The 21,809-nt window shown below is 63.2% G+C and carries 14 protein-coding genes and 1 tRNA gene; 5 read left to right on the top strand and 10 right to left on the bottom strand.

What is annotated here, in order from left to right; all coding sequences use genetic code 11:
- Positions 1–503: 503 nt before the first annotated feature.
- From C2L80_RS06455 to C2L80_RS06445, 4 genes are read right to left on the bottom strand one after another with little or no spacing between them, the layout of a single operon-like run.
- On the bottom strand, positions 504–1,877 hold the full coding sequence (locus C2L80_RS06455; RefSeq protein WP_087198662.1) for a VirD4-like conjugal transfer protein, CD1115 family: 1,374 nt from the start codon (positions 1,875–1,877) through the stop codon (positions 504–506).
- Positions 1,878–1,887: 10 nt separating this feature from the next.
- Positions 1,888–2,469, bottom strand: a complete 582-nt coding sequence (locus C2L80_RS06450) for a ClpP family protease (RefSeq protein ID WP_157941030.1) — start codon at positions 2,467–2,469, stop codon at positions 1,888–1,890.
- 38 nt (positions 2,470–2,507) lie between these two features.
- The gene (locus tag C2L80_RS13865) at positions 2,508–2,720 is read right to left on the bottom strand and encodes a hypothetical protein (protein ID WP_169999014.1); all 213 of its coding nucleotides are present in this window, start codon (positions 2,718–2,720) and stop codon (positions 2,508–2,510) included.
- 47 nt (positions 2,721–2,767) lie between these two features.
- Entirely contained in the window at positions 2,768–3,427 is a 660-nt protein-coding gene (locus tag C2L80_RS06445; protein WP_087198660.1) for a hypothetical protein, read from the bottom strand.
- Between the two features lie 206 nt (positions 3,428–3,633).
- On the opposite strand from C2L80_RS06445, the gene C2L80_RS06440 reads away from it, so the two are divergent.
- On the top strand, positions 3,634–4,797 hold the full coding sequence (locus C2L80_RS06440) for a WYL domain-containing protein (RefSeq protein ID WP_103262870.1): 1,164 nt from the start codon (positions 3,634–3,636) through the stop codon (positions 4,795–4,797).
- Positions 4,794–9,314 (top strand): DEAD/DEAH box helicase, encoded by a 4,521-nt coding sequence (locus tag C2L80_RS06435; protein ID WP_092200530.1) that lies wholly within the window; start codon positions 4,794–4,796, stop codon positions 9,312–9,314. Before C2L80_RS06440 ends, C2L80_RS06435 begins: the two co-directional genes overlap by 4 nt.
- 336 nt (positions 9,315–9,650) lie before the next feature.
- On the opposite strand, the gene C2L80_RS06430 is transcribed toward C2L80_RS06435, so the two are convergent.
- Entirely contained in the window at positions 9,651–10,286 is a 636-nt protein-coding gene (locus C2L80_RS06430; RefSeq protein WP_087198613.1) for an IMPACT family protein, read from the bottom strand.
- 324 nt (positions 10,287–10,610) lie between these two features.
- The gene (locus C2L80_RS06425; RefSeq protein WP_103262869.1) at positions 10,611–12,074 is read right to left on the bottom strand and encodes a helix-turn-helix transcriptional regulator; all 1,464 of its coding nucleotides are present in this window, start codon (positions 12,072–12,074) and stop codon (positions 10,611–10,613) included.
- A 360-nt stretch (positions 12,075–12,434) separates the two neighbouring features.
- On the opposite strand from C2L80_RS06425, the gene C2L80_RS06420 reads away from it, so the two are divergent.
- Entirely contained in the window at positions 12,435–14,138 is a 1,704-nt protein-coding gene (locus C2L80_RS06420; RefSeq protein WP_092200533.1) for an FAD-dependent oxidoreductase, read from the top strand.
- Between the two features lie 100 nt (positions 14,139–14,238).
- On the opposite strand, the gene C2L80_RS06415 is transcribed toward C2L80_RS06420, so the two are convergent.
- Positions 14,239–14,325, bottom strand: a tRNA-Leu gene (locus C2L80_RS06415).
- A gap of 252 nt (positions 14,326–14,577) precedes the next feature.
- Positions 14,578–16,518, bottom strand: a complete 1,941-nt coding sequence (locus C2L80_RS06410) for an MDR family MFS transporter (RefSeq protein WP_103262868.1) — start codon at positions 16,516–16,518, stop codon at positions 14,578–14,580.
- A 321-nt stretch (positions 16,519–16,839) separates the two neighbouring features.
- On the opposite strand from C2L80_RS06410, the gene C2L80_RS06405 reads away from it, so the two are divergent.
- Positions 16,840–17,460 carry a TetR family transcriptional regulator gene (locus C2L80_RS06405; RefSeq protein WP_103262867.1) on the top strand — a complete coding sequence of 207 codons (621 nt, stop codon included), beginning with the start codon at positions 16,840–16,842 and terminating at the stop codon, positions 17,458–17,460.
- Positions 17,461–17,549: 89 nt separating this feature from the next.
- Here the strand turns inward: C2L80_RS06405 and C2L80_RS06400 are convergent, their stop codons facing one another.
- Positions 17,550–18,734: a CPBP family intramembrane glutamic endopeptidase gene (locus C2L80_RS06400; protein WP_239938756.1), complete on the bottom strand. Its 1,185-nt coding sequence runs from the start codon at positions 18,732–18,734 to the stop codon at positions 17,550–17,552.
- 62 nt (positions 18,735–18,796) lie between these two features.
- Between C2L80_RS06400 and C2L80_RS06395 the strand changes: the two genes are divergently transcribed.
- The gene (locus C2L80_RS06395) at positions 18,797–19,564 is read left to right on the top strand and encodes a TraX family protein (RefSeq protein WP_103262866.1); all 768 of its coding nucleotides are present in this window, start codon (positions 18,797–18,799) and stop codon (positions 19,562–19,564) included.
- A gap of 603 nt (positions 19,565–20,167) precedes the next feature.
- Here the strand turns inward: C2L80_RS06395 and C2L80_RS06390 are convergent.
- Positions 20,168–21,505: an LCP family protein gene (locus C2L80_RS06390; protein ID WP_087198605.1), complete on the bottom strand. Its 1,338-nt coding sequence runs from the start codon at positions 21,503–21,505 to the stop codon at positions 20,168–20,170.
- Positions 21,506–21,809: the final 304 nt, after the last annotated feature.

Genomic DNA, 21,809 nt, shown 5'->3' with positions numbered 1-21,809 from the left:
TCTGGCACAAAAAGGCGGGGTTCGGAAGCTCCCGCAGAGGACGTCCCCGACAAAAGGCCAGGTCGCGAGTTTCGGACGCGTGCCCAAGGGGGCCGATCCGTACCAGAACGCGGTTTCGTGGCCAAAATCACGCAGATTTCGCGCACGCGCCGTGCAGCCGCCCGCGAGCGAACGATATCGCCATGCCCCACGTACAACTCCCAATCGCACGCGCCGCACGGCCGTCCGCGAGCGGGCGGACCGACCTCGGCGCACCCGCAGGCCGCGCCGCGCAAACCACCCCTCCCCGCAAACCCGCAGACCGCTCGCAAGCGGGCGGCCGGGACAAGAGGAGGAGGGCGGCAACACACCCGCGCGCATGCCGCGCGGCACCAGGCACGCCGGGCGACATGTCTCGGGAGGAAACCGGCGCACCGCACATCAGCCAGATGACGGCCAATCGCAGACCGCAAGCCGCGTCGCCCGGCCTCGCCATAGAGAGCGACCGCGCATCAGCATCGCCCTTAAGCATTTTCGCGAGCTGGAGAAGATGCCGGCAAGCCACAAAGCGTGTACTCGTTCGCCGGATCGGCCTGGGCAAGGAACCGGTAATTCGGATGCTTTTGCACATCGAAGCGAGGCGCCACCTTGCCCTCGCGCCCGCGAACGAACACCAAAGCCGTTCCGACCGGCATCCGTTGGATGTCCGACACAGGCATGTCGGCGCGCTCGCCAAGCTCCCTCGCCGTCGCCATATCGTTGACCCCAAGATACACAACCGCATCGCAACACCCGATGATCGTGTTCGCAGCACGTCCATAGCGCTCTTCCAGCTGGGCGGTGGCCTGGCAAATGGGCATCAACCATATGTCGCGACTGCGCACGGCGGCGATGACGGCGTCGAAACCGTCGATGACGTTCTGGTTGGCGAAGTCGTCCAAAATAACACGAACCGGAACACGTAGCCTGTTGCCGTTGTCGCAGCATTCGCGATCGGCCACCCGGCACAGCTCTTTGAACAACTGCGCGTAGAACACCGACACCATGAAGTCCATGCTCCGATCGACATCGGACACGACCACGAACAAAGCCATCCGCCTCTTCCCAAGCGACGCGATGTCCACGGGATCGACATCGGAGAACAGCCTTTCCCTCTCCTTCCCCGAAAGGCGGTTCAACCGCCCCCATAGCTCCATAACGATGCATCCGACGGTCGTAGGAGCATTGGCGACCGCTCTGAAGCGCAGCCACGTGTCGCGTGCGACGGATCGCGGACGGCGCTTCCCCGGCTCGCATTCCCCCTTCGCTCGCCAGTAGCTCCCTCGAAACAGCTCTTCCATCCGTTCGTCAAGACGGTTGGAGACGTTGTCCCAATCTCCCAGCTTTTCATGCCCATAAGCATCCGCGACGCTGATAACGTCCGAAAACGTCGTTACACACCGAGGTCTGAACTGCTCGTTCCACTCAATACAGTACGCCATCAACGCCTTGAGAAGCAATTCTGCGGAATCCGGCCAAAACGCATCGGCGCTCGTCCGCCCCTCCGCTCTGACTATCGATCGGGCCAGAAAGTCCAGATCCATTTCGGTTCGAACGTAGCTGAACGGATTGTAGGTCATGGATTTCGCCGGATCGGAGAAGTTCAAGCACACGACGTCGTACCCGGCCTCCTTGAGCATGGCCCCGCATTCCCGCAACAGATTGCCCTTGGGATCGGTGACCACGTAGCTTGAGTTCATCTGCATGATGTTGGGCTTGACGATGCCCTCTGTCTTCCCCCCTCCCGGAGTGCCGAACACGATGACGTTGTTGTTCAGCTGGGTCTTGCGCATATCGGTGCCCAAGCTCACCCCATCGGCCAGAATGGTTCCTTCGAGATCCCGTTTCGGTTTCTTCATGCAGCCCTCCCTACATCCAGCTTCCCCTGACGCTGTCCGCCAGCCCGAATGCGACCGCCTCTTCCGAGCTCATGCGGTTGTTTCTGTCCGTCGCGGCTTCGATTTCCCGATCGGTCTTTCCCGTCGCCTCGGCAAGCAGCTTGTTCAGCTGACGCTTCTTTCTCACGATGGACTCTGCCGCAAGGGCGATGTCGGACGCCTGACCTCCCATGCCTCCCATGAGGGGCTGGTGAATAAGGACATCGGAAAGCGGGCTCACGGTGCGCGCGCCTTTCTGGCCGCACGCCAAGATGATCGCCGCCATGCTGGCCGCCATCCCAAGAGCATGCGTGCGCACCTCGCACTCGATACCCTTCATCATGTCGACGATGGCCAAACCCGCAGAAACCGACCCACCTGGGGAATTGATGACAAGCGCAATGGGTTGCGAGCCCACCCTGCTAAGCCACGCCAGCTGGCAGATGACGCTTTCCGCAAGCTCGTCTGTGACCGCCCCGGTGAGAAACACCGTGCGCTCGGCATACAGCTCGCTTTCAGGCGTGGACCAGTCGATGCCGCGCGACGATCTTTTTTGAACAGACACTCGAGCCATGACAACTCCCTTTCTCCTAAACGAACGCCAAGAGCGCCCTACACCAGCGTCGCAAGATCGCCCAAATGCCACACTGCAAGCCACGAGGGCCAGTCGGCAACATGCACCGTGGACTTTATCCATGCCAAAGCGGCATTGACCGTCTGGGCTCCCGGGCACGCAACGCACTCGATTACGGCGCTTGCGCATAGGAGCACGAATGTGACAACGAACACGGCGGCAACGATCCTTCTCGAAACAACGGCGTCCATGACGACCCTCCTCATCTCCATTCCGAACCTCCCATCGCTTCGAGCGGTTACCCGCAGCGCGCGGCCGAAAACGCAAGGCGCATCATCCAAGGCAGCATTGCCAAAGCCAGGAAGAACGCAAGAACCAGCACGAAGACGACCAACGCCCCAAAGGCAGCCGCCACCGCGGCGGGCAACCCGCACACGGCCAAAACGCACAACACGAACGCGCGGACAAAAGGGTTTCGAACGCGCATGGCCATCAGCGCAAGCTTGGCAACAACGAAAGCGCCAATCACCAGTATGACCAAGCTAAAAACGGCATCCTGATCGCCAGCGGCCAGCCCTTCGGCCAAGGAGGGAGCAAAGCAAACGGCCAGCATGGCGACCTCCGTTCCAAGCAAAGCCAGCGGAGCCGCCACAGACGCCATGCGCAAGAACCGCGCAAGCCCGCACCCTTCAGCGGCAAGCTCTCTCGCGATAAGGCTCGACACCCCTGCCGCCAAAGAAAAGGCCGCAACCAGCCACAGCCGAAGCGCAGCGGCCGCCACCCATCCGCCAACGCCCCCTGCAACCAATACGCACGAAAGCACCTCGGACGCGTAGGCCGCCGACACAACGACAACTGCCGACACGACAAGGGCAACCGCCGCTTTCAAGGCGACAACCGTCCCGACAATCGCAGCGCCGACATCGAACCCCCTCCTCTGCGTTTCGACCTTGCGCATGGCTCCTCCTTATCGTTGCCCTGTCTCCCAAACCCGCCTCCACGAAGCGACTGTAGTCAGTATCGACGAAATCAAGCAAAGGCGATCACTTAAAACAAGCCTATATAGTTCCATTTGAAAAAATCAAAAGGGAGCCGTATACTCTTGAGGAGGTCGGCCCTCACAGGTGGGCCGACCGTGTCCGCTTTGACCGAAGGAGGTGGGCCATGCCGAGCAAGGCGATCCCGCGGGAGACCCTGTTGTGCATCGACCGCATCCTTCGAGAGTACACCGATGACGAAACCGATCCCAAGCACAACCCCGCCCATGCACTGGGCAGCGGCTCCATAGCGGCAAAGCTGCGAGACGACTTCGGCATAACCATCTCAGCGAAAACGGTATCCCGCTGCCTCGAGGATCTGCAGGCTTTCTATGACCGGCCAACCCCCTCCCGCCACCGGGGAACGGCGCTGCTCGCGGAGGGGGAGCTGGGACGCACGACAAGCTGCGACACCCCAAGCGCCAAACGCTGGTACTGGATGCGAAGCCGGCTGTTCGAACCCTCTGAAGTGGAGTATCTGGCAACACTGGCGAAAAACGCGCCGCGCGTCCGAAACCCTGAAAAGCTGTGCGAGAAGCTGGGTTGCCTCCTTAGCGTCAACCAGCGCCGGCGCCTGGCCCTCGCCCCGCGTCCAGAACCCCTCCCCAACGCAATCGGAGCACCCATCCAAACCCTGCTCTACAACGTCAACGTACTTGAGAAGGCCATCGCAAAAGGACGCCTCGTCTCGTTCTCCTACTGCAAGCACGACGGCTCCCACGGCAATAGCGAGCTGACACCTGAGCGATGCGTCGGCTACATTCCCTATTGCGTTGAATGCGTGGAAGGCTACTACTACCTGGTGGCGAAAGCAAAAGGCAGAAGAAAGTCATCCGACGGAAAGCGCATCCGATTCAGAACCTTGCGCGTTGACAGAATGCAGGAGGTCGCACCGGAAAAGCGCGGCGTCTCCCTGCGACCGAACGACTATCGGACACTGCAGCAAGAGGCGCGCGCCTACATTCGCGCCGCGGTCAACCGCATGCCCTCGGAGCGCATCGAAACCGTGCGCCTCAAGTGCTACAGCGGCAAAAGCGTCGCCATCGTGCGCGAGAGCTTTGGCGAACGGGAGGGGTTCTCCCAAACCACCATGGAAGGCTCCTTGCCGGCAGAATTCACGTTTCGCGTATCCGCAGACGGGTTCTCGTATTGGGCGATGAAGTTCCTCGAGGACATCGAGGTAATCGAGCCGGCGAGCCTTCGCGACAGGATAATCGGGATGATCGAAAACAACCGGTACGGCCTGTTTGAAAAGCGCGCATCGAGCAAGCTGAAGAAGGAGCCCGCATGAACGCGACATGCGAGCGAAAGGCGCAACGCGCCCGCGAAGTGCTCCAGCTATGGAAGGTCATGGAGTTCGCCGACCAAGCCGCAACGCCCTCGACGCGCAGACCGAAAGATCGGAAGTCTTCAGACAAGAGCCACCACGATGGCTCGTGCGGCGTCAACCTGACCGATCCGGGAACCTTGAGCGACGCGCTAAAGAGCCGGATGCGCCTCACAGAGCAAGAGTGCCTATCCACCATCACCGTGACGGTGGGGGCGGTTTCCCGCGAGGCATGCATCAACCTGCTGGAACGCTGCGTATCGAGCGGCGGGAGAGCCGCCTCGCAAGAAAGGCCCGAGAGAAACCCGGCGCGCATCGGCCTCGCGGAGCTGACCATCAGCGCCGAAGGCGCCCTTTTCGAAGACGAGGACGGCCTTGTCCCTGCGGCGTCGTTTCGCCTTTCTCCCCTGCTGTGGCTGGCTGCGGAGACGTCCCGCTCCGAATCTGCCGGCCTCTTCCAAGCCAAGGAACTGCGCACTCGATGGGAGGCCGCCAACGACGAGGCTCGCCGCGCTTTTGCCGTCGACGCCAACCTTCTTTGCGACGAACGAGGGGCCGTCACGCTGGAGGGGCTGGCCCGCCTCTTCGACAAAGTCGTCAGGCTTTTCAACGACGCGCTTCCCGTCCACCTCGATTCCTCGCCTGGCGGCCAAGCGAGCATCGCTGCGGAGAAAACCGCCTTCGCGCAGATGAGAATCTACGCGAACGAAAACAAGAAGGCCAACGACAAAGACTACACGCCGCCCACGTTCTGGAACTCGTTTTTCTACAACGACCTTGAAATGGCGAGTGAGCGCATTGAGCGCGGCGAGACGACCGAGGCGCTTCTCGACTACATCGTTTCGCCTGACGCAAGCGAAGGAAGGCGCGCCCAACGCCTCGACGTGCTGTTCTCTCCCGCCACAGCGAAGCGCGACTTTTACCGTGAAGCGCTCAGTCCCGCCAACATCCCGCTTGGCCGTTGGCCATCGCAGTATTCCCCCGCCCTCTTGCAGCAACTTGCGGTCAACCTCTGCATGAAAAGCGTGAGGGACAAGGGAGCGTTCGCACCCGTCAATCCCTCCTTACCTTGCCATTTCTCCGTCAACGGGCCTCCGGGGACGGGCAAGACCACCCTGCTCAAAGACGTGGTGGCCGCTTGCGTTGTAGAGAAGGCGAAGATTCTTGCCGCTTACGAGAACCCCGATGACGCTTTCGAGAGAATCGAGCTCAACGATGCCCGGAGCAAACAGTGGCACTACGTCAAAACATGCTACCGGATGAAAACCGCCGGTACGGCGGCGAACGACCCCGCCAGCTACGGCATCGTGGTGTGCTCGGCCAACAACGCAGCCGTCGAGAACATATCGAAAGAGCTTCCGAAGAAAAGCGAGCTTTTGAAAAGCTTGGGAGGATTGCCCCGGGAAGAAGGCGAGGAAAACGACCTTGAGCGCACGGCGCTTAGCGAGGTTCGAAGCCTGTTCGACAACTCCGATCCCCAAAAACCGCGCTACCTTCGCGATCAGGCCGCACTGCTGTTCGGCTCGTTCGACGGAACCCAAATCGTTCCCGAGGACGACGTATGGGGCCTCATCGCCGCGCCGCTGGGCAAAGGGAAGAACATCCTCGACTTCCGCAACCGCGTTCTTTTCCCAAAAAGCAAGAGCAAAAGCCTTGCCTTGGGGCAGTTCAAGAACCGAGAGGATGCCTTGCAGCGCTACAAGGATGCGCGCACGAAGTTCCTCAAGCAGCTTGAACTGGTCGAATCCATGCACGAGGAGGCGATTTGCCGCGCCGAAAGCCTGATCGAAGCCGAAAAGGCCCTCGAGCGCGAGAGGGCTTTGTCGGAAAGGCTTGCCGCAGAGCAAGCGCGCGCCGAAGCCCAGCTGGACGGCATCGTCAACGAGCAACGCCGTACCGGCCCGTCCCGCGACCACGAATTCAAAAGCTGCGTGAACGGCATCGATCCGGAAATCGTCCTGTTCGGAGACGTCGACGAGAAGTCGCTAGACGACCTGGCATGGAAGACGCAGAGCAAAATCGACGACCTTCAACGCAGGGCGGACGAAGCAGAACGGTTCTTGCGCAGCACGCTCAACCGGGTTTTGCGCCGCAACCTTTACGCGATGAAAGAGACGGAGTTGGCCGACAACGTGCAAAGACGCGAGCGTTTAGCCGACATCCTGGCGTTAACGAGCAAGGAAAGGATCCGACGCGACGAAGAGCGCAGCCGCATCGCCCTCCTGCAGCAGAAAGCGCACGACGCGAGGGCCGAAAGGATAGCGTCCAACGAGCGCATGCAAGAGGCTTCGTCGTTCAAAGATCAAGCCTTCAAGCAATGCGTCGAACAGGGAATTCGCCCGTTCGACGAGAAGCTTGCCGAACGAATAGCATCGGGCGACCCCGCCGAACGGGAGAAGGCCCACCTTGCCTCGTTCTGGCTCTCCGCGAAGCACGACCGCGCACGCGAGAAGCTGTTCGCTTACGCCTTCGAAATGGAGACGAGCTTCGTCGAAGCGTCCGAAAAGGCGCGCAGAAACATGGCGCTGCTCGCGGCCATGTGGGGAGAGAAGGCCAAACCCGCGAAAGGCCAGGACGAGATCGTCGTTCCTTTCACCAACGACGATCGGGATCGCGCCATGCCCCACCTCCTCCAAACGCTCCTGCTTGCCGTACCGGTCGTGTCGACGACGTTCGCCTCGGTCGAGAAGATGTTCTCGCACGTCAAAGATCCGGGCACCTTCGGACTGCTCGTGGTGGACGAAGCCGGGCAGGCCACGCCCCGCCAAGCTGTCGGCATGCTCCACCGCTGCCGACGAGCGCTCATCGTGGGCGACCCCAAGCAGGTGGAGCCTGTGGTGACAAACGAGTCCATCCTCGTCAGCTCTGTGTTTCCAAGCAACCTGAACGCCTATGCGCGAAAATCCGCATCGGTTCAGGAGTTCGCAGACCGGCTGAACCCCATCGGCAGCAGCCTTTCGGACCCTTCCGGCGAACCCGGAGATCCCGAAGAGCCCGACGAATGGGTGGGGTCTCCGCTTCTCATCCATCGCCGCTGCCTGTCCCCGATGTTCGATATCTCCAACGAGCTTTCGTACAGCGAGATGATGCATAAAAAGACAGCCGCCCCGAAGGAGAGCGCGGAGGCGTCCTTCTGTCTGGCCTCCTCTTTCTGGCTCGACGTGCGAGGATCCGAAATCGGCAACAAGAACCACTTCGTCAAAGCCCAAGCGCACGCGATAGAGGCGTACGTGCGCGACGCGTTCGAGAAAGCCCATGGAGAGCAACCCAGCCTGTTTCTGATAACCCCGTTCTCCTCCGTTGCATCCGAGCTGAAAAAGCACTTCAAAAAACTCGAATTCCCTGGCGAAGTCGATCGCAGCGTCCTGAACAATTGGGTGGAAAACTGCATTGGCACCGTGCACACGTTCCAAGGCAAAGAGGCGAACGAGGTCTTCTTCGTGCTGGGTTGCGACGGAAGCGCTTCAGGGGCCGTGCGCTGGGTGAACGCGAACATCGTCAACGTGGCCGTCACTCGCGCAAAATACCGGCTTTGCGCCGTCGGCGACGAAACGCTTTGGAACGAGAACCCCTCGGTTGCGCTCATGAGGCGACATCTGGACACTTGGTGGGCGAAGCAGCTGATAGCCACACATGCGGACGATCAGGACGACGCTGATCGGCAAACGGCCCTTGCGGAGGCAATGCGCTGCGCCCCGCACGCGGATTGGCTCCTCACGGCATCCGACCCCGAAGAACAGCCGAGCGACGAAAACGACGAGCGGGAGATCAGAGGCGGCTTCTTCGAAAGCTTCCAAGAATCCGGCCTTCTTTCGCTCAACTCGCTGAGCGACGATGATTTCCAACGATTCGGATTCGAGGGCAGAAGCGATTTCGACCGGAGATTCGCGGATTGCCCCGATGTCGCATCCTTCCTGCTGGTGGGCATGACCCTGTATCTTTTGTTCAAACTTGAATGGGTTGCGGAACGCGACGAGGAAGATCCGACGGACTACTCGTTTTGCGCGATCGGGTTCTGCAAGGCCGCAGAGCGCTATCTGCGAACGCGCTACATTCCCCTGCTCAAACGTATCTGCCCCGACTACAAGAAATCAAACGCAGAGGGAGCGCGACCGCTTTCGGAATGGAAAGAGCAGGAGTTCACGCTGGGAACCTTCGAGAACCTGTTCACCCGTAGCAGCAGGGGCCAAGCGCAAGCCCTGGCCAAGATATCCGAGCCCCTGAATCCCCGCTACAGCGAGATTTGGTGGAACAACGCAGCTAAGCTGTGCGAGCAGGCACGACAGTTCAGAAACGACGTCTGCCATGACGGACCCGTGACGGCACAGCGCTGCCAGGCAAACGTAGGGAGGCTGGTCGGCCTCAATGCCGAGCGGTTCGACCAATGGCCTTTGGGCATCCTCCGGGAAGAAGAGGCGCCCGCCCTTCTGGAACGAGCCCTGAACAGCAAGCCGGAAATGGGCGGCATCGATCCACTTTAGACGGGGCTTTGCGCCAAAAGCGACTCCGAGCCTCGTCACCGTGCTATTTGCCGCTGCGCGCCACGCCGTCTCGCATCGGGCCGCATGCGGCTTCGTGCACGCGAACGGGCCGATTCTGGCCACGAAACCGAGTTCTGGCACAAAAAGGCGGGGTTCGGAAGCTCCCGCAGAGGACGTCCCCGACAAAAGGCCAGGTCGCGAGTTTCGGACGCGTGCCCAAGGGGGCCGATCCGTGCCAGAACGCGGTTTCGTGGCCAAAATCACGCAGATTTCGCGCACGCGCCGCTCCCCGCCGCACGCCGCGGCGCGCAATACCCGCCGGAACCGCCACGCGGCTCAGAACGCCGCGTCCACAGGATCGCTCACGCGCACGCGCTCTTGGCCGCGTTCGAGCTCGGTGAGCTTCGCGAGCAGCGGCGCCTGGGTGCCGTCGAGCATGCGCAGCCTCAGCGTCACCTCGTCGGCAAACCCCGTGTCGAGCACCTTCGCCCCGCAATCGGCCGCGATGCGCGTCAACTGCTCGTAGCGCGCATAGGACGTGCGGACCTCCAGGTCCACGCAACGCGACACCACCACGAGCTCGGCCGCTTCCACGCCTGCCTGCGTGGCCTGGGTGTACGCGCGCACAAGCCCGCCCGTGCCCAGGAGCACGCCGCCGAAGTAGCGCGTGACCACCGCCGCCACGTCGGTGAGGCCCGCATGCTGCAGCACCTCGAGCGTGGGCAGCCCGGCGGTCTTCTGCGGCTCGCCGTCGTCGGAGTACCGCACGCGTCCCGTCGCGCCCGCGCCGCCTTCGCGCAGCACGTAAGCGTACACGTTGTGGCGCGCCATGCGGTTGGCTGCGCGCACCTCGTCCAGGAAGGCAAGCACCTCCTCCTCCGTCTCCACATGCGCAAGGCTGGCGATGAAGCGGCTCTTCTTCTCTTCGATCTCGGCGACGGCGCGACCGGCTATGGTGGTGTAGGAAGTCATGAGGGAAGTGTAGCACGAGCGTGTGGGGATGCGTGCGAAAAGGGCAGCTGCTCCCTTTCCGACACGCGGCTGCGGCACGACGGCAACGCGCGAACCCCCCCCCTCAGCGCACGGCGGCAGCGCAGGGGCGATGCGGCGGCAGCCTCCAGTTCGCAGCTCCACAACACCAGCGAGCGACAACCCCTCCCCAGCGAGCGGCGCAACGGCAACGCACGGCGCAACGGCAACGCACGGCACCCCCAACGAGCAGCGCGTCAGCAACACGCGGAGCGAGCCCTGCGCGCGAGGCCAACGCGAAGACGGTGCGCAGCCCTTCGCGAACGCTCACACGCGCCCTCCCATGCGGTCGCTCACAAGATCTATCAGCTCTTGCTTTGAGTGAATGCCCAACTTGCGATACACGCTCTTGACGTGAGACTGCGCCGTGCTCGTGGAGATGAACATCGTTTCGGCAACCTTCCTCAGACTGTTGCCCTGGGAAAACCGCTCCATCACCTCAACCTCGCGCGCAGTCAGCCCCTGCTCTTCCCCCAAGACGGCGCACGCCTGCTCGCGTGTGAGGCGGGGCGCATCCGCTGGCTCGGACAGCTTCCTATTCGCCAGCAATGCAAGAAACACGATGGTGCTGGAAATGAGGATGAACGCTATCAGCAGAGCGAAAAACGGCAGATACACGGATATCGGGAGATCGATTGCCCGCGCGATCTCGGGCGCAAGGAAATAGCTGCAGAAGCCGGAGGCGCATTCGACCATGATGAACAGCGTCCCGACAACCGGCACGAGCAAGTGTCTGCCGCGTTCGCGAACGGTCAGAACAAGCGCCACCCAAAGGAAGAACGACACGAACGTGCGCCCCGTAATGGCAACGCCTCCCGCCAAATCAGGCACGAGGGGATACGCGGCCGCAATGAGGAAAAGCCCGCTGAAGAAAACGAGGGAAACAAGCGTCCAGAGCCAGAACAGGGGAGGCTTCCCCGAATCGGCCCGGTATGCGATGACCACGACCAAAAACGCGAGCGCAAACGACACGACACGCCTTGACAACGTCGTCTGCTCCGACGAATAAGCGATGGTTCCCAGATAGAGGAAGCCCCTCACGAACGCCCCGATCACCAAAAACGCAATGAGCAACACGACGAGCCCGCTGAGCGCAACGCGAGCAGAGCCGATGCGCGCGGCCAAATTGCCGCACGCATGCGCAGCAGACGCCGGCGCGGCCCGACCGTCGACACGCGGCGCGCGATAAGCCGCATACGCCAGTCCCGAAACCGTCCAAGAGAAAAACGGCAGCACAAGAGAGAACGGGCCGGGAAGAAGGCTCGTGAGCGAGAGGACGAAACTCAGCAGAAACGAGAGCGCAATGTTGAAGAACAGGTTGCGACTCCTCGCCCGAGCAGCCTCGTTCGACCATGCGAACGTGAGGACGACAAACCCCACGGACGATAAGACCACCCCCGCACACGACACCGACCAGGGCAAACCAAACGCGTCGGCGCAGTAGATCAGCGACATCCCAACGGAGGCCAGCACGCAAAGACCGCACACCGCGAAACGCCGCGCGCCAAGAATCCCGTCGACAAGGCGAGGTCGAACCAGGCATGCGCCGCACCACAGAGCGACAAGGCCCAAGAACAGCAGGTACTCCACATCGAGGCGCCCAAAGCCCTCGTTACCCTCTTGGAACACCAAGCCGAAGAAGCTGTTGCGAAACGTTGGCCAATAGCAGGCAAGCCCAATCACGAACAGCCACTCGTTCAAGCCCGGTATGCGAAACGCGCCTTTGGCCACACTCCCCTCCCCGTTCCTTCTCGCCGTCCGGCATGCTGCCGCGATTATACAGCAGCCTCCTCACACCGCACGCAAGGCGACGCTGCGAAGTCCGACCCTTGGACGTTTTGCGTGAAAATCCCTTCTTTTATGGTCGTCGCTCAGGCTGATTCGCTCCTTTTATGCGAGGACGGAGAGCGACCGCACGACGATGATGAAACCCGCACCGCCGCCGCGCGATCACTGCGCAGAGAGGGGGGCAGACGAAAGGGCGGTCGACCCAACGCCGCGACGCGAAGCGGCCGACCACCCCGACAGGCACCTCCACCTCAAAGGCGACGCAATGCAAAGGCAGTCAGAAGAAAGGGGCATGATACGAACATGAGCACGAACATGGATCGACGGGGATTTATCAAGGGAAGCCTGGTCTTGGGAGCCGCCGGCACCGTCGCCGCGCTCGGAGCGAGCCTGGCGGGATGCGCAGCCGCGCCCAACGGCGCCGAGCAGCACGCCGGGGGAAATGGGGGCTTCTCGTACCCTGCGGGAACGACGGCAAGCGACTTCGAGCAATCGAGCGCCATCGCCGAGCCCATCACCGAATTCGCGGACGAGAAGACGTACGACATCGTGGTGGTGGGCGCGGGAACCTCGGGGCTTCCAGCGGTTCTCACCGCACTTGAAGAGGGCGCCACCGTCGCGTGCCTGCAGAAAGAATCGACCCCCATCTCGCAGGGCAACGGATCGTCGGGCGTCATCCTCGACGAGACGACCGACCTGGGACTGCTTCGTTGGATACAGGGCTACCGCGAGGCGTGCAGCTATCGCGTCAACCTTGATCTCGTGCGGTTCTTCGCGGAGCACTCGGGCGAGACGGCCATGTGGATGGCGCGCATGGGCAAGGAGGCGGGGTATCCACCGTACGAGTCGAAGCTCACGCGCACCGAGACGGCAGACGGCAGCCACGTCACCACCATGCGCAACGCCTTCGGCGTGAAGCCGGAGAACAACGGCAACCTGGTCAAGGCCCTGGCCGAGTACGCCGCCTCGAAAGGCGCCGAGTTCTTCTACCGCACCCCGGGCGTGCAGCTGGTGAAAGACGGGGAGCGCGTGACGGCCGTCATTGGCGACGGAGAGGAAGGCTACATCAAATTCAATGCGACCAAAGCCGTCATCTTGGCCACGGGCGACTACCAAAACAACGACAGCATGCTGTCGAAATACGCGCCCGACCTCGTTAGGTTCACGAAAAAGCAGATGAACAAAACCGGAGACGGCATGCTTATGGCCATGGGCGTGGGCGCCACAATGACCCCCGTTGGCCACAGCAAGCAGATGCACGACATGGATGCCGCGCCCATGGCTATGACGGGGATTCCCTTCCTCGCAGTGAACGAAGAGGGGGAGCGCTTCATGAACGAGGAAATCCCCATGCACTACTGGGACGAGACGCTGCGCTTCCAAAACGCAGAGGATCCGGGGAAGTTCTGCCGAATCTTCGACAACGCGTACTTCGAGACGGCGAAAGCATGGGGCTACTCTCCCTCCTCCGTCGAGCTCATGGAGAACTACATCCCCGGCGCCGTGGAGAACCCGAAGGGCGTAGTCAAGGACCTCATCGACACGCATCGCTGCGACACGCTTGACGAACTCGCAGACGAACTGGGCATCCCCGCCGACGCGCTGAAGAAAACCGTCGAGCGGTACAATCAGCTGTGCGAGACGGGCATCGACGAGGACTTCGGCAAGCAATCCAAGTACTTGGCACCCATTGCGGAGCCGCCGTTTTGGGGCATTCACCAGTGGATTCGCCTCACAGCGATGGGCGGCGGCATCAGAGTGAACGAGAACTACCAGGTGGTGGACGAGGGCGGTACGCCGATCCCCGGGCTGTACTCGGTCGGATTCAACGCGGGAGACATCTGTGGCGATGTGGATTGGTCGCTGTATCTGGGCGGCATGTCGTGCGGATCGTGCATGACCTCGGGCCGTTACGCCACCATCCACGCCCTGACGGGCGGCCTTGTCCCCAGCAAGCCGTCGGACGATTGGGAGGCGTTCCGCGCCGAGTTCGTGGACATCGCGTAGGCGACAATGCGCAAGGAAGAAGAGGCGCTCTGAGCGCACAATTCGGACGAGATACGCAAAAGGCCTCGAGTATGAACTCGAGGCCTTTCTATCATCCTGATGGTGCGGGCGAGAGGACTTGAACCTCCATGGGGTTGCCCCCATACGGACCTGAACCGTACGCGTCTGCCAATTCCGCCACGCCCGCAACTCTTCGCTCTCGGCAGGGCCGACAGCGGATGATATGATACCTCAGCCGCCCATCCGACGCAAGGGCCATTCTCGACCGCGTTTTTCGCTTTTCGCAGAGAGCAAAGCGCGGAAGCGCGAAGACGCGAAAGCGCCGGGAGCCGGAGCGCGCAGAAACGGAAGCGGCGGCCCTTCGCCACCGCCCCCGCGCCACCGCCCTTCGCCACCGCCCTCGCGCCCGCTGCGCGTCGCGAGCCCCGCGCGAGGCCGGCTAGCGAGCCTCCCCGCCTTCGGGCGCGGGCGGCACAGCGCCCTCGCCCTTGCGATCGTCAAGGTACTTCTCCATCGACCAGCGCGTGACGTCCGAGCGGTTGATGATGCCCACCAGCTTCCCGTCGTCAAGCACGGGCGCCTTCTTCAAGTGGTTCTCGCCCAAAATGCGGCACACTTCCGGCAGGTCGGCATGCACGTCCACGGCGATGAGCCCCTTCGCCCCGATGTCGGCCGCGCGCATGCTCATGAGCTTGTGCAGCTTCTGCGCGAAATCGGAGTTGTCGGCGTACGCGTCCACCGTCTGCACGATCATCACGACCGGATCCATGATCATTTGCCCGCGTCGCGACAGGTAGCGCATGATGTCGCCGTCCGACACGAATCCGACGGCCTTGCCCTCGGCGTTCACGAGCGGCGCCGCGCTGATGCGCCGGTCCACCAAAAACTGCATGGCCTCGGCCACCGTCGCGGTGTCGGGCAGAGTGTAGGCGTCTTTCTGCATGATGGATTCCAGAAGCGTCCGGCGCGCGCCGTCGGCATCCGTCTGAGCGGCATCGCCGGGCTTGTTGCGCACGAAGATCAGCACGAGCACGAACCCGGCGAGGCACAGCGCACCCGCGACGACGAACGCCATGTTGATGCCGAACACGCCCGCCGCCTCAGCGCCCATGGCGGGCGCAGAGGCGTTCGTGACCATCGTGGAGGCCGAGACGATGATGGCCGTGCCGAGCGACCCCGCCACCTGGCGAAAGGTGTTCTGCACCGACGTCCCATGGTTCACAAGGTCGTTCGGCAGCGCGTTCATGCCCCAGGTGGAGATGGGCATGTTCACCAGCGACAGCGAGAACAGGCGCACGGTGTAGATGACGGTAAGCATGACCAGGCCCGTCCCCGTCCCCACGAACGCGAACGCGAACGTCGTGAGCGTGAGCACCCCCATGCCGATGATGGCCAGCACGCGCGGACCGTGCTTGTCGAACAGACGCCCGGCGATGGGTCCCATCGCGCCCATGATGATGGCGCCGGGCAGCAGCACCAGGCCGGACGTCGTGGCCGAATAGCCCATGTACGACTGCAGCAGGATGGGCACCAGAATGCCGCCGGCCAGAAGCGCGCCCTGCACGAGCATGACGATGACGGTGGCCATGAGGAACTTGCGGTTCGCCAGCACGCGCACCTGCAGCATGGGATGCTCCATGCTCAGTTGGCGACGGAAGAAGAACACGAGCGCCACCACACCGACGAGCGCGCCCGCAACGGCGTCGATCGACAGCCCATAGGAACCGATGGCCGACAACCCGTACAAAAGCGCGCCGAACCCCACCGTCGAGAGGGCGACGGAGGGCACGTCGAGCACGGCGTCCCTGTTCGTCTCGCCTCCCTTCTCCAACACGAAGAACGCGACGAGCACCACCGCGACGCACAAAGCAGTGATGATGAAGAACATGTCGTGCCACGACGCCTGGTCGATGACGATGCCCGCCACTGTCGGGCCGACGGCAGGAGCGAAGGCGATGACCAGGCCGAACACACCCATGGCCGTGCCACGGCGGTCGACGGGGAACGTCCACATGAGCACGGTCATCACAAGCGGCATGAGGATGCCGGCGCCGGCGGCCTGCACGAGACGCCCCGCCAGCAGCACCGTGAAGTTCGGCCCCCATCCGGCAAGCGCCGTGCCCACCGTGAACACGATCATGGCTGCCAAAAACAGCCGGCGCGTGGTGAACCGATCCGTCAAAAACGCCGTCACGGGAATCATGATGGCGTTCATCAGGGTGAACCCGGTCGTCAGCCACTGCGCGGTGGCGGCGTCAACGCCCATCTCCCCCATGATGGAGGGCAGGGCGGGAGACACCACCGTCTGGTTCAGAACCGTGACGAACGTGCCGAACAGCAGCACGGCCAGCATGACGATCTGCTTGCGTGTAAGACCCATGTGCAAATGCTCCCTCAACTCTCTCTCCGTGGAACCGGCCGTGCGAAGCGGCCCGACCGCCAAGCGGAAAGGTCAGGCCGAGGCATCTCGCGTCCAGTTCGTGTAATTTACACCCAGTATAAATATACAACGGATGAAACTGTGGTACGCTGCGCGGAAACGACACAATAAAGGACGCCGAACGGACCGCGCGGCATGCGGCCCCTCGCCAAGCGCAAGACGCAACCGCCGCCCCGCCCTGGCGAACGGTGCCGCGTCTGCGGATGCGGCATGCGGCGTCCGCAGACGCGCAGGTTGATTCGATGGGAGGTTGCATCCAGCATGGCAGAGCCGACGCAGGAAGGGCTGCGCTACCGCAAGAAGCTCAAGGCGCGCCTCGCGGTTGAACGCACGGCGCTGGAACTCGTGCTCGAGCACGGATATGACGCGGTCACCGTGGAAGCCATCTGCGCCCGCGCCGAGATATCCAAAAAGACGTTCTTCAACTACTTCCCGTCGAAGGCCGCCGTCATCAGGGGACGGGTCGAGCCGTTCCCCAACACCGACGACATGCTCGCGCTGCTCGAAGCGCACCCCGAGGAATGCTATCTCGACGTGATCGTCGAGGCTTTGGGAATAGACGCGTCCCCCAGCGTCGACGACGACGTTTTGCGATTGCGTCGCGAAGTGCTCGCGTCCATGCCCCAGCTGTTCTTTCGAGGGCAGCGCGACTTCCTGACGGTGCAGCGCGTCATCGCGGATGCGCTGCGAGCGCACTTGCCCGCCCATCCCGAGAAGCGGATGCTGCCGGATCGCTCCGTCGACGACGAGGCGGTTCTGGCGTCGTCGGTGGTGCTCGGCCTCTCGCGCGCCCGCTCCATCCTGCACGTGCGAGACGGAAGCGAGCCCGACGCCAAGCGCACCCGCCTCATGTACGCCGCCTACCTCACCGCCGACCGCTGACGGACGCGCCCGCGCCGACTGACCGTGACGGGGATAATGTCACATTCCCGAGAGACTTACGACGCTTCGTTGCCTTGCGGAATGCGACATTATCCCCGTCCCCCTGTCACACCCCGCCCCCTTGTCGCACCGACGATGCTCGCCACAGCCGCGACGGCAACGGGAACGAGCAGCACCGTCATGGCAACCAGCAACGCCAGATCCGGAAGGCTTCCGGTCACGTAGGTTTGCCGGACGTCTCCCGCCAGAAGCGCCGGCCCGACGGAAAGCAGGTTGAAGGCCGCATGGATTCCGGCAAGCGGCCACAGGCTGCGCGTTCTGTCGTATAGCGCAGCCATGAACAGGCCGAACAAACCCGCTTGCACAGGCTTGAGAAACGCTTGCGCGCCGGATGCGGCATCCGAAACCGACGAGACGTCGCCGGTCGACACGTGCAGCAAGCCGAACAGCGCCGCCGAGGCGAACGCGGCCCTCGCCTTGCCGCGCGGGCCGTCGCCGCATGCGGCCGAGAGCGCATCGAGCGCGAGCACGCGGAACACGCCCTCTTCGAACACGCCGGTGAACAGGCACAGCAGCGCGACAAGCACCAGCGTCCATGCCGCTCCCAACACGTCTGCCGGCACGCCCGACGCCCCCGCCGAATCGGCTGACGCTCCCAGCGCGTTTGACGCCGGGTCGAACGCGGCACCCGCCTCATGCGCGAGCACGACGACCGACGCGACGCCGGCCGCAGCCGCCACCGCCAGCACGTACGCCGTCCATGCTCCCCAACCACCCAACGGGCGCGACGCGGTCGGCACCTCGCGCGCAGCCGGCGCAACGCGCGCGTCTGGCTCCTGCGTTCCCGACGCGTTCGATGCGACTGATCTTCGCGCGCCTAATGCACCCGGCGCACCCGGGGCCTCCTTCGTTCCCGGCACCACCTGTACACCCGGCAACCCCGACCCCCTCGACGCCTCCGACGCGCCCGAACCATCGCAGCGGCCCGATAGACCCAAACGGGCAGCGCGATCCGGACGAACGACGCGACCCGACCGCACCCGCGTCGCCACCCGCAACGCGCCCGGATGGGACGCCGCCACGCCGACAAGCGCGATCGCGGCCAACACCGCCCCCTGCGCAAGCGACTCCAGAAGCGTCCCGCTCGGCACAAGCGAATAGCATCCCGTCGACGCCGCGAGGGCCGCAACGAACGCGACGACGGCGCGCCACGACGCGCCCCCGCCTTCCGGCTTCCGCTCCGTTTCACGCTCCGCTGTAGAATTCGTGCCCACTGCGCGACCCCACCGCCCCTTTCGCCTCGACGCATCTTGCAAAGGCAGTATACTGGAAAGCGATGAGCGCCCGCACGGACACGCCCGCCGCCTCGGCATCCCCCCTCGACCCCTCGCGCACAGGGCTCTCCTCCTTCGTGCTCAAAGTTGTGGCCATCGTGGGAATGACGTTCAACCACGCATGCTACCTCTTCTACCCCTACCTGCCCGTCGAAGCGCGATGCGTGTTGTTCGGAGTAGGGGGGCTGACCTTCCCCATCATGGCGTTTCTGCTGGTGGAAGGCTATCGCCACACCTCAAGCATCGAACGTTACGCAGGGCGGCTGCTCGCGTTCGCGCTCGTGGCGCAAGTGCCGTACGGGCTGTTCTTGGCCCGCAACTTCAATGTGCTGTTCACGCTGCTCATAGGCTTGATGATCCTGCATGCGCGCGACCGCATGCAGGATCGCGTGCAATTCTGGATCGCCGCAGCGGCTCTCACGGCAGTCAGCGCGCTGTGCGACTGGGGGATCGTCGGGCCGCTCATGATCCTCATGATGCAGACGATTCCCGAACGCCGCCAGCGTATCATCCTGCCCTTGCTCGTGCCCATTTTGGGCACCGGCCTACCGGCGCTTTCCGACTACCTGGTCTCGTTCGATCTGGCGCTTCTGCCATTCGCGCTGTATCCGCTCGTGGGCTGCACGGCCGCCATCCCGCTTCTGCTGGCGTACAACGGATCGCGCGGGCGCCCGATGAAATGGTTCTTCTACGCGTACTATCCCCTGCACATCCTCGTGCTCGGCGTGGCGAAAGGGCTGCTGCTCGGCGATTGGTCGCCTGGACTGTGACGGGGAGCGTGGCAGTCGCCCCGCCCTTCTGCCGCTTTGTCGCGCTGGGTGCTTCACGTGAAACATTCGACGCGATGACGTACGATAAATTCCCGCCCTTTGGTCACGGACGAAGTCACGCTTGCGCTGGTTTGACAAAGGGATGGAGCCGAGGCGACACGGATCGCGCCTTGCACACAGGTTTCACCCGCATTTTCACCGCGCGAAGCCGGAAGCCGGAACGTATCTCCAGATCGCGTTTGCCCGCACAGCGCGCCCCGTAACCCAAAAATCTACGTGACAGAGGGGGCGTGACAGAAGCCGAAGATCGCTTTATCGCTCTGGATGTTTCACGTGAAACATCCAGAGCGACGGGGGCAACGCCCCTGTCGCATCTCCATCACACCCGACGCTCTATTCCGTTTCAACGCGCAACGGACGCGCGATGGCAAGAAATGCCCGAATTCGGAAAGATCGCCCGGTCATCGCAAGGACCTCTTCGAGGCGACCTGGCCTTTTGCGGGCGCACTCCTCCCCGGATCCTCCCGCGAGAGGGGGGACTTGCCGATTTCGGTCATTTCTTGCCACAGCCACCGGCCTGCCCTCTCTGCCGCGCCGCAGACGCTACCAATCGGAACCGAGGATCACCACAAATCCGCCGTCGGTGTCGTACGTGCCGTCGTTGAGCACGAGCTCTCCCGCGCCGAGCGCATCGGCCACGGCCTGAGCGTCGGCCACCCGCCCCTCGTCATCGTATACGACAAGCGTCTGCTCGTAATCGAAATGGTCCGCGTTGTCGGACGTCACCTCGTACCCGAGCGCCTCGATGCGCTCGGCGGCCACCGATCCCGCACTCGGCGTGCCGTTGCCGTTGAGCACGAGCACAGCGTTCTGCTGCTTGGCGGCTTGCGCGGCGTCCGCAACGGCCGACGCGTCGCCGTTGCCCGTGGTGGCCAGCACAGTGTTCGAGCCTTCGTCCACGATGTCCTCTTCGGTGGGCGGCAACCCCTGATCGACGCGGGCCATCATCTTCTTCCACTCGTCGACGTCGTTGATTTCGTACCAGATGTTGTTGATGTACTGGGACGTGGTGGGCTCCATGGCCGAGTAGATGTCGGTGGACGGATCGAGCCCTTGCATGGCCTGGGCCAATCCGACGATATCGGAGATCTCGAGGTCGGTGGTGACGTACTGGGAAAGCGCCTGCACCGTGCCGGCCATGGTGGCCACATCGGCGGCGAGCAGCTTCTTCGCGATGGCCGACAGCACGAGACGCTGGTTCGCCGCGCGGAACGAGTCGCCGTCGCCGTACTGCTCGTACGCGTGGCGCGACCGGCACAGGATGAGCGCCTGGTCGCCGTTGAGCGTTTGAAGGCCCTCGTCCAGATGGCCGCCCGCATCGGCGTCGTCGATGGTCATGGGCACGTCCACTTCCACGCCGCCGAGCGCGTCCACGATGTCTTTGAAGCCGTCGAAGTTGATCTCGGCATAATGCGAGATGGGAACGCCCGCCAGCTCGGACACCGTCTTTACGGCCAGGGCCGCCCCGCCGATTGCGTGCGCGGCGTTGAGTTTGTTCTGACCGTACTCGCCCATGTCAACCAGCGTGTCGCGATGCAGGGACACGAGCGTCACCTTCTTGTTCACCGGGTCGATGCGGGTGAGCATGATGCTGTCGCTGCGGAACTGGTCGCCAGCGAACTCCTCGGACGCTTCGCGCTCGTCCGACCCGTCGGTGCCCATGAGCAGCAGATAGAACGGCTCGTTGACGAGATCGGTCTTCGCGAGCGCGGCGCGCAGATCGTCGTCGACGCCATCGTGCAAGTTGCCCGACAGGACGGAGTAGTAGGCGAACGCGGCACCCGCCCCTCCGAAGACGAGCACCGCCGCCACCGCCAGCGCGATGAACGCCGTGCGGCGGCGCTTGTGCGCACGGGCGCGCTCGTACTCGCCGCGCGACACGCGGCGCGGCGTGGGGCTGCGATCCGGCCGAGCCTGCGAGCGCGAGTACGACGAGGCCGTGCGATCGGCACGCGACGGAAGAGCCGACCGGGAAAGCGAGGCTGCTTCATTTGCCGGAGTTTGATGACGAATGCGCGAGTCGGACGATGCGCGAGCGGCATCGGCAGACGCGCGGCGGGCGCGCGGGGGGTTGCTGCGGCGGTTTTCCATACAGCCATGGTGCCAGCCGCGCACCCAAGCCGCAAGTGCTCGCCCGCCTTCCCTAGGAAAAGCCCATAGGGGGGGGGGAGCCCATAGGGGGGTC

It is taken from the genome of Rubneribacter badeniensis (assembly GCF_002899695.1).
GTDB lineage: Bacteria > Actinomycetota > Coriobacteriia > Coriobacteriales > Eggerthellaceae > Rubneribacter > Rubneribacter badeniensis.
This window is presented reverse-complemented; position numbering and strand designations above follow the sequence as displayed.

What these genes read in the sequence shown, in the direction of transcription:
- C2L80_RS06455 (WP_087198662.1), bottom strand. Translation starts at nt 1,877, where the DNA reads ATGAAGAAACCGAAACGGGATCTCGAAGGAACCATTCTGGCCGATGGG.
- C2L80_RS06445 (WP_087198660.1), bottom strand. Translation starts at nt 3,427, where the DNA reads ATGCGCAAGGTCGAAACGCAGAGGAGGGGGTTCGATGTCGGCGCTGCG.
- C2L80_RS13865 (WP_169999014.1), bottom strand. Translation starts at nt 2,720, where the DNA reads ATGGACGCCGTTGTTTCGAGAAGGATCGTTGCCGCCGTGTTCGTTGTC.
- C2L80_RS06395 (WP_103262866.1), top strand. Translation starts at nt 18,797, where the DNA reads ATGAGCGCCCGCACGGACACGCCCGCCGCCTCGGCATCCCCCCTCGAC.
- C2L80_RS06450 (WP_157941030.1), bottom strand. Translation starts at nt 2,469, where the DNA reads ATGGCTCGAGTGTCTGTTCAAAAAAGATCGTCGCGCGGCATCGACTGG.
- C2L80_RS06410 (WP_103262868.1), bottom strand. Translation starts at nt 16,518, where the DNA reads ATGGGTCTTACACGCAAGCAGATCGTCATGCTGGCCGTGCTGCTGTTC.
- C2L80_RS06440 (WP_103262870.1), top strand. Translation starts at nt 3,634, where the DNA reads ATGCCGAGCAAGGCGATCCCGCGGGAGACCCTGTTGTGCATCGACCGC.
- C2L80_RS06405 (WP_103262867.1), top strand. Translation starts at nt 16,840, where the DNA reads ATGGCAGAGCCGACGCAGGAAGGGCTGCGCTACCGCAAGAAGCTCAAG.
- C2L80_RS06420 (WP_092200533.1), top strand. Translation starts at nt 12,435, where the DNA reads ATGAGCACGAACATGGATCGACGGGGATTTATCAAGGGAAGCCTGGTC.
- C2L80_RS06430 (WP_087198613.1), bottom strand. Translation starts at nt 10,286, where the DNA reads ATGACTTCCTACACCACCATAGCCGGTCGCGCCGTCGCCGAGATCGAA.
- C2L80_RS06435 (WP_092200530.1), top strand. Translation starts at nt 4,794, where the DNA reads ATGAACGCGACATGCGAGCGAAAGGCGCAACGCGCCCGCGAAGTGCTC.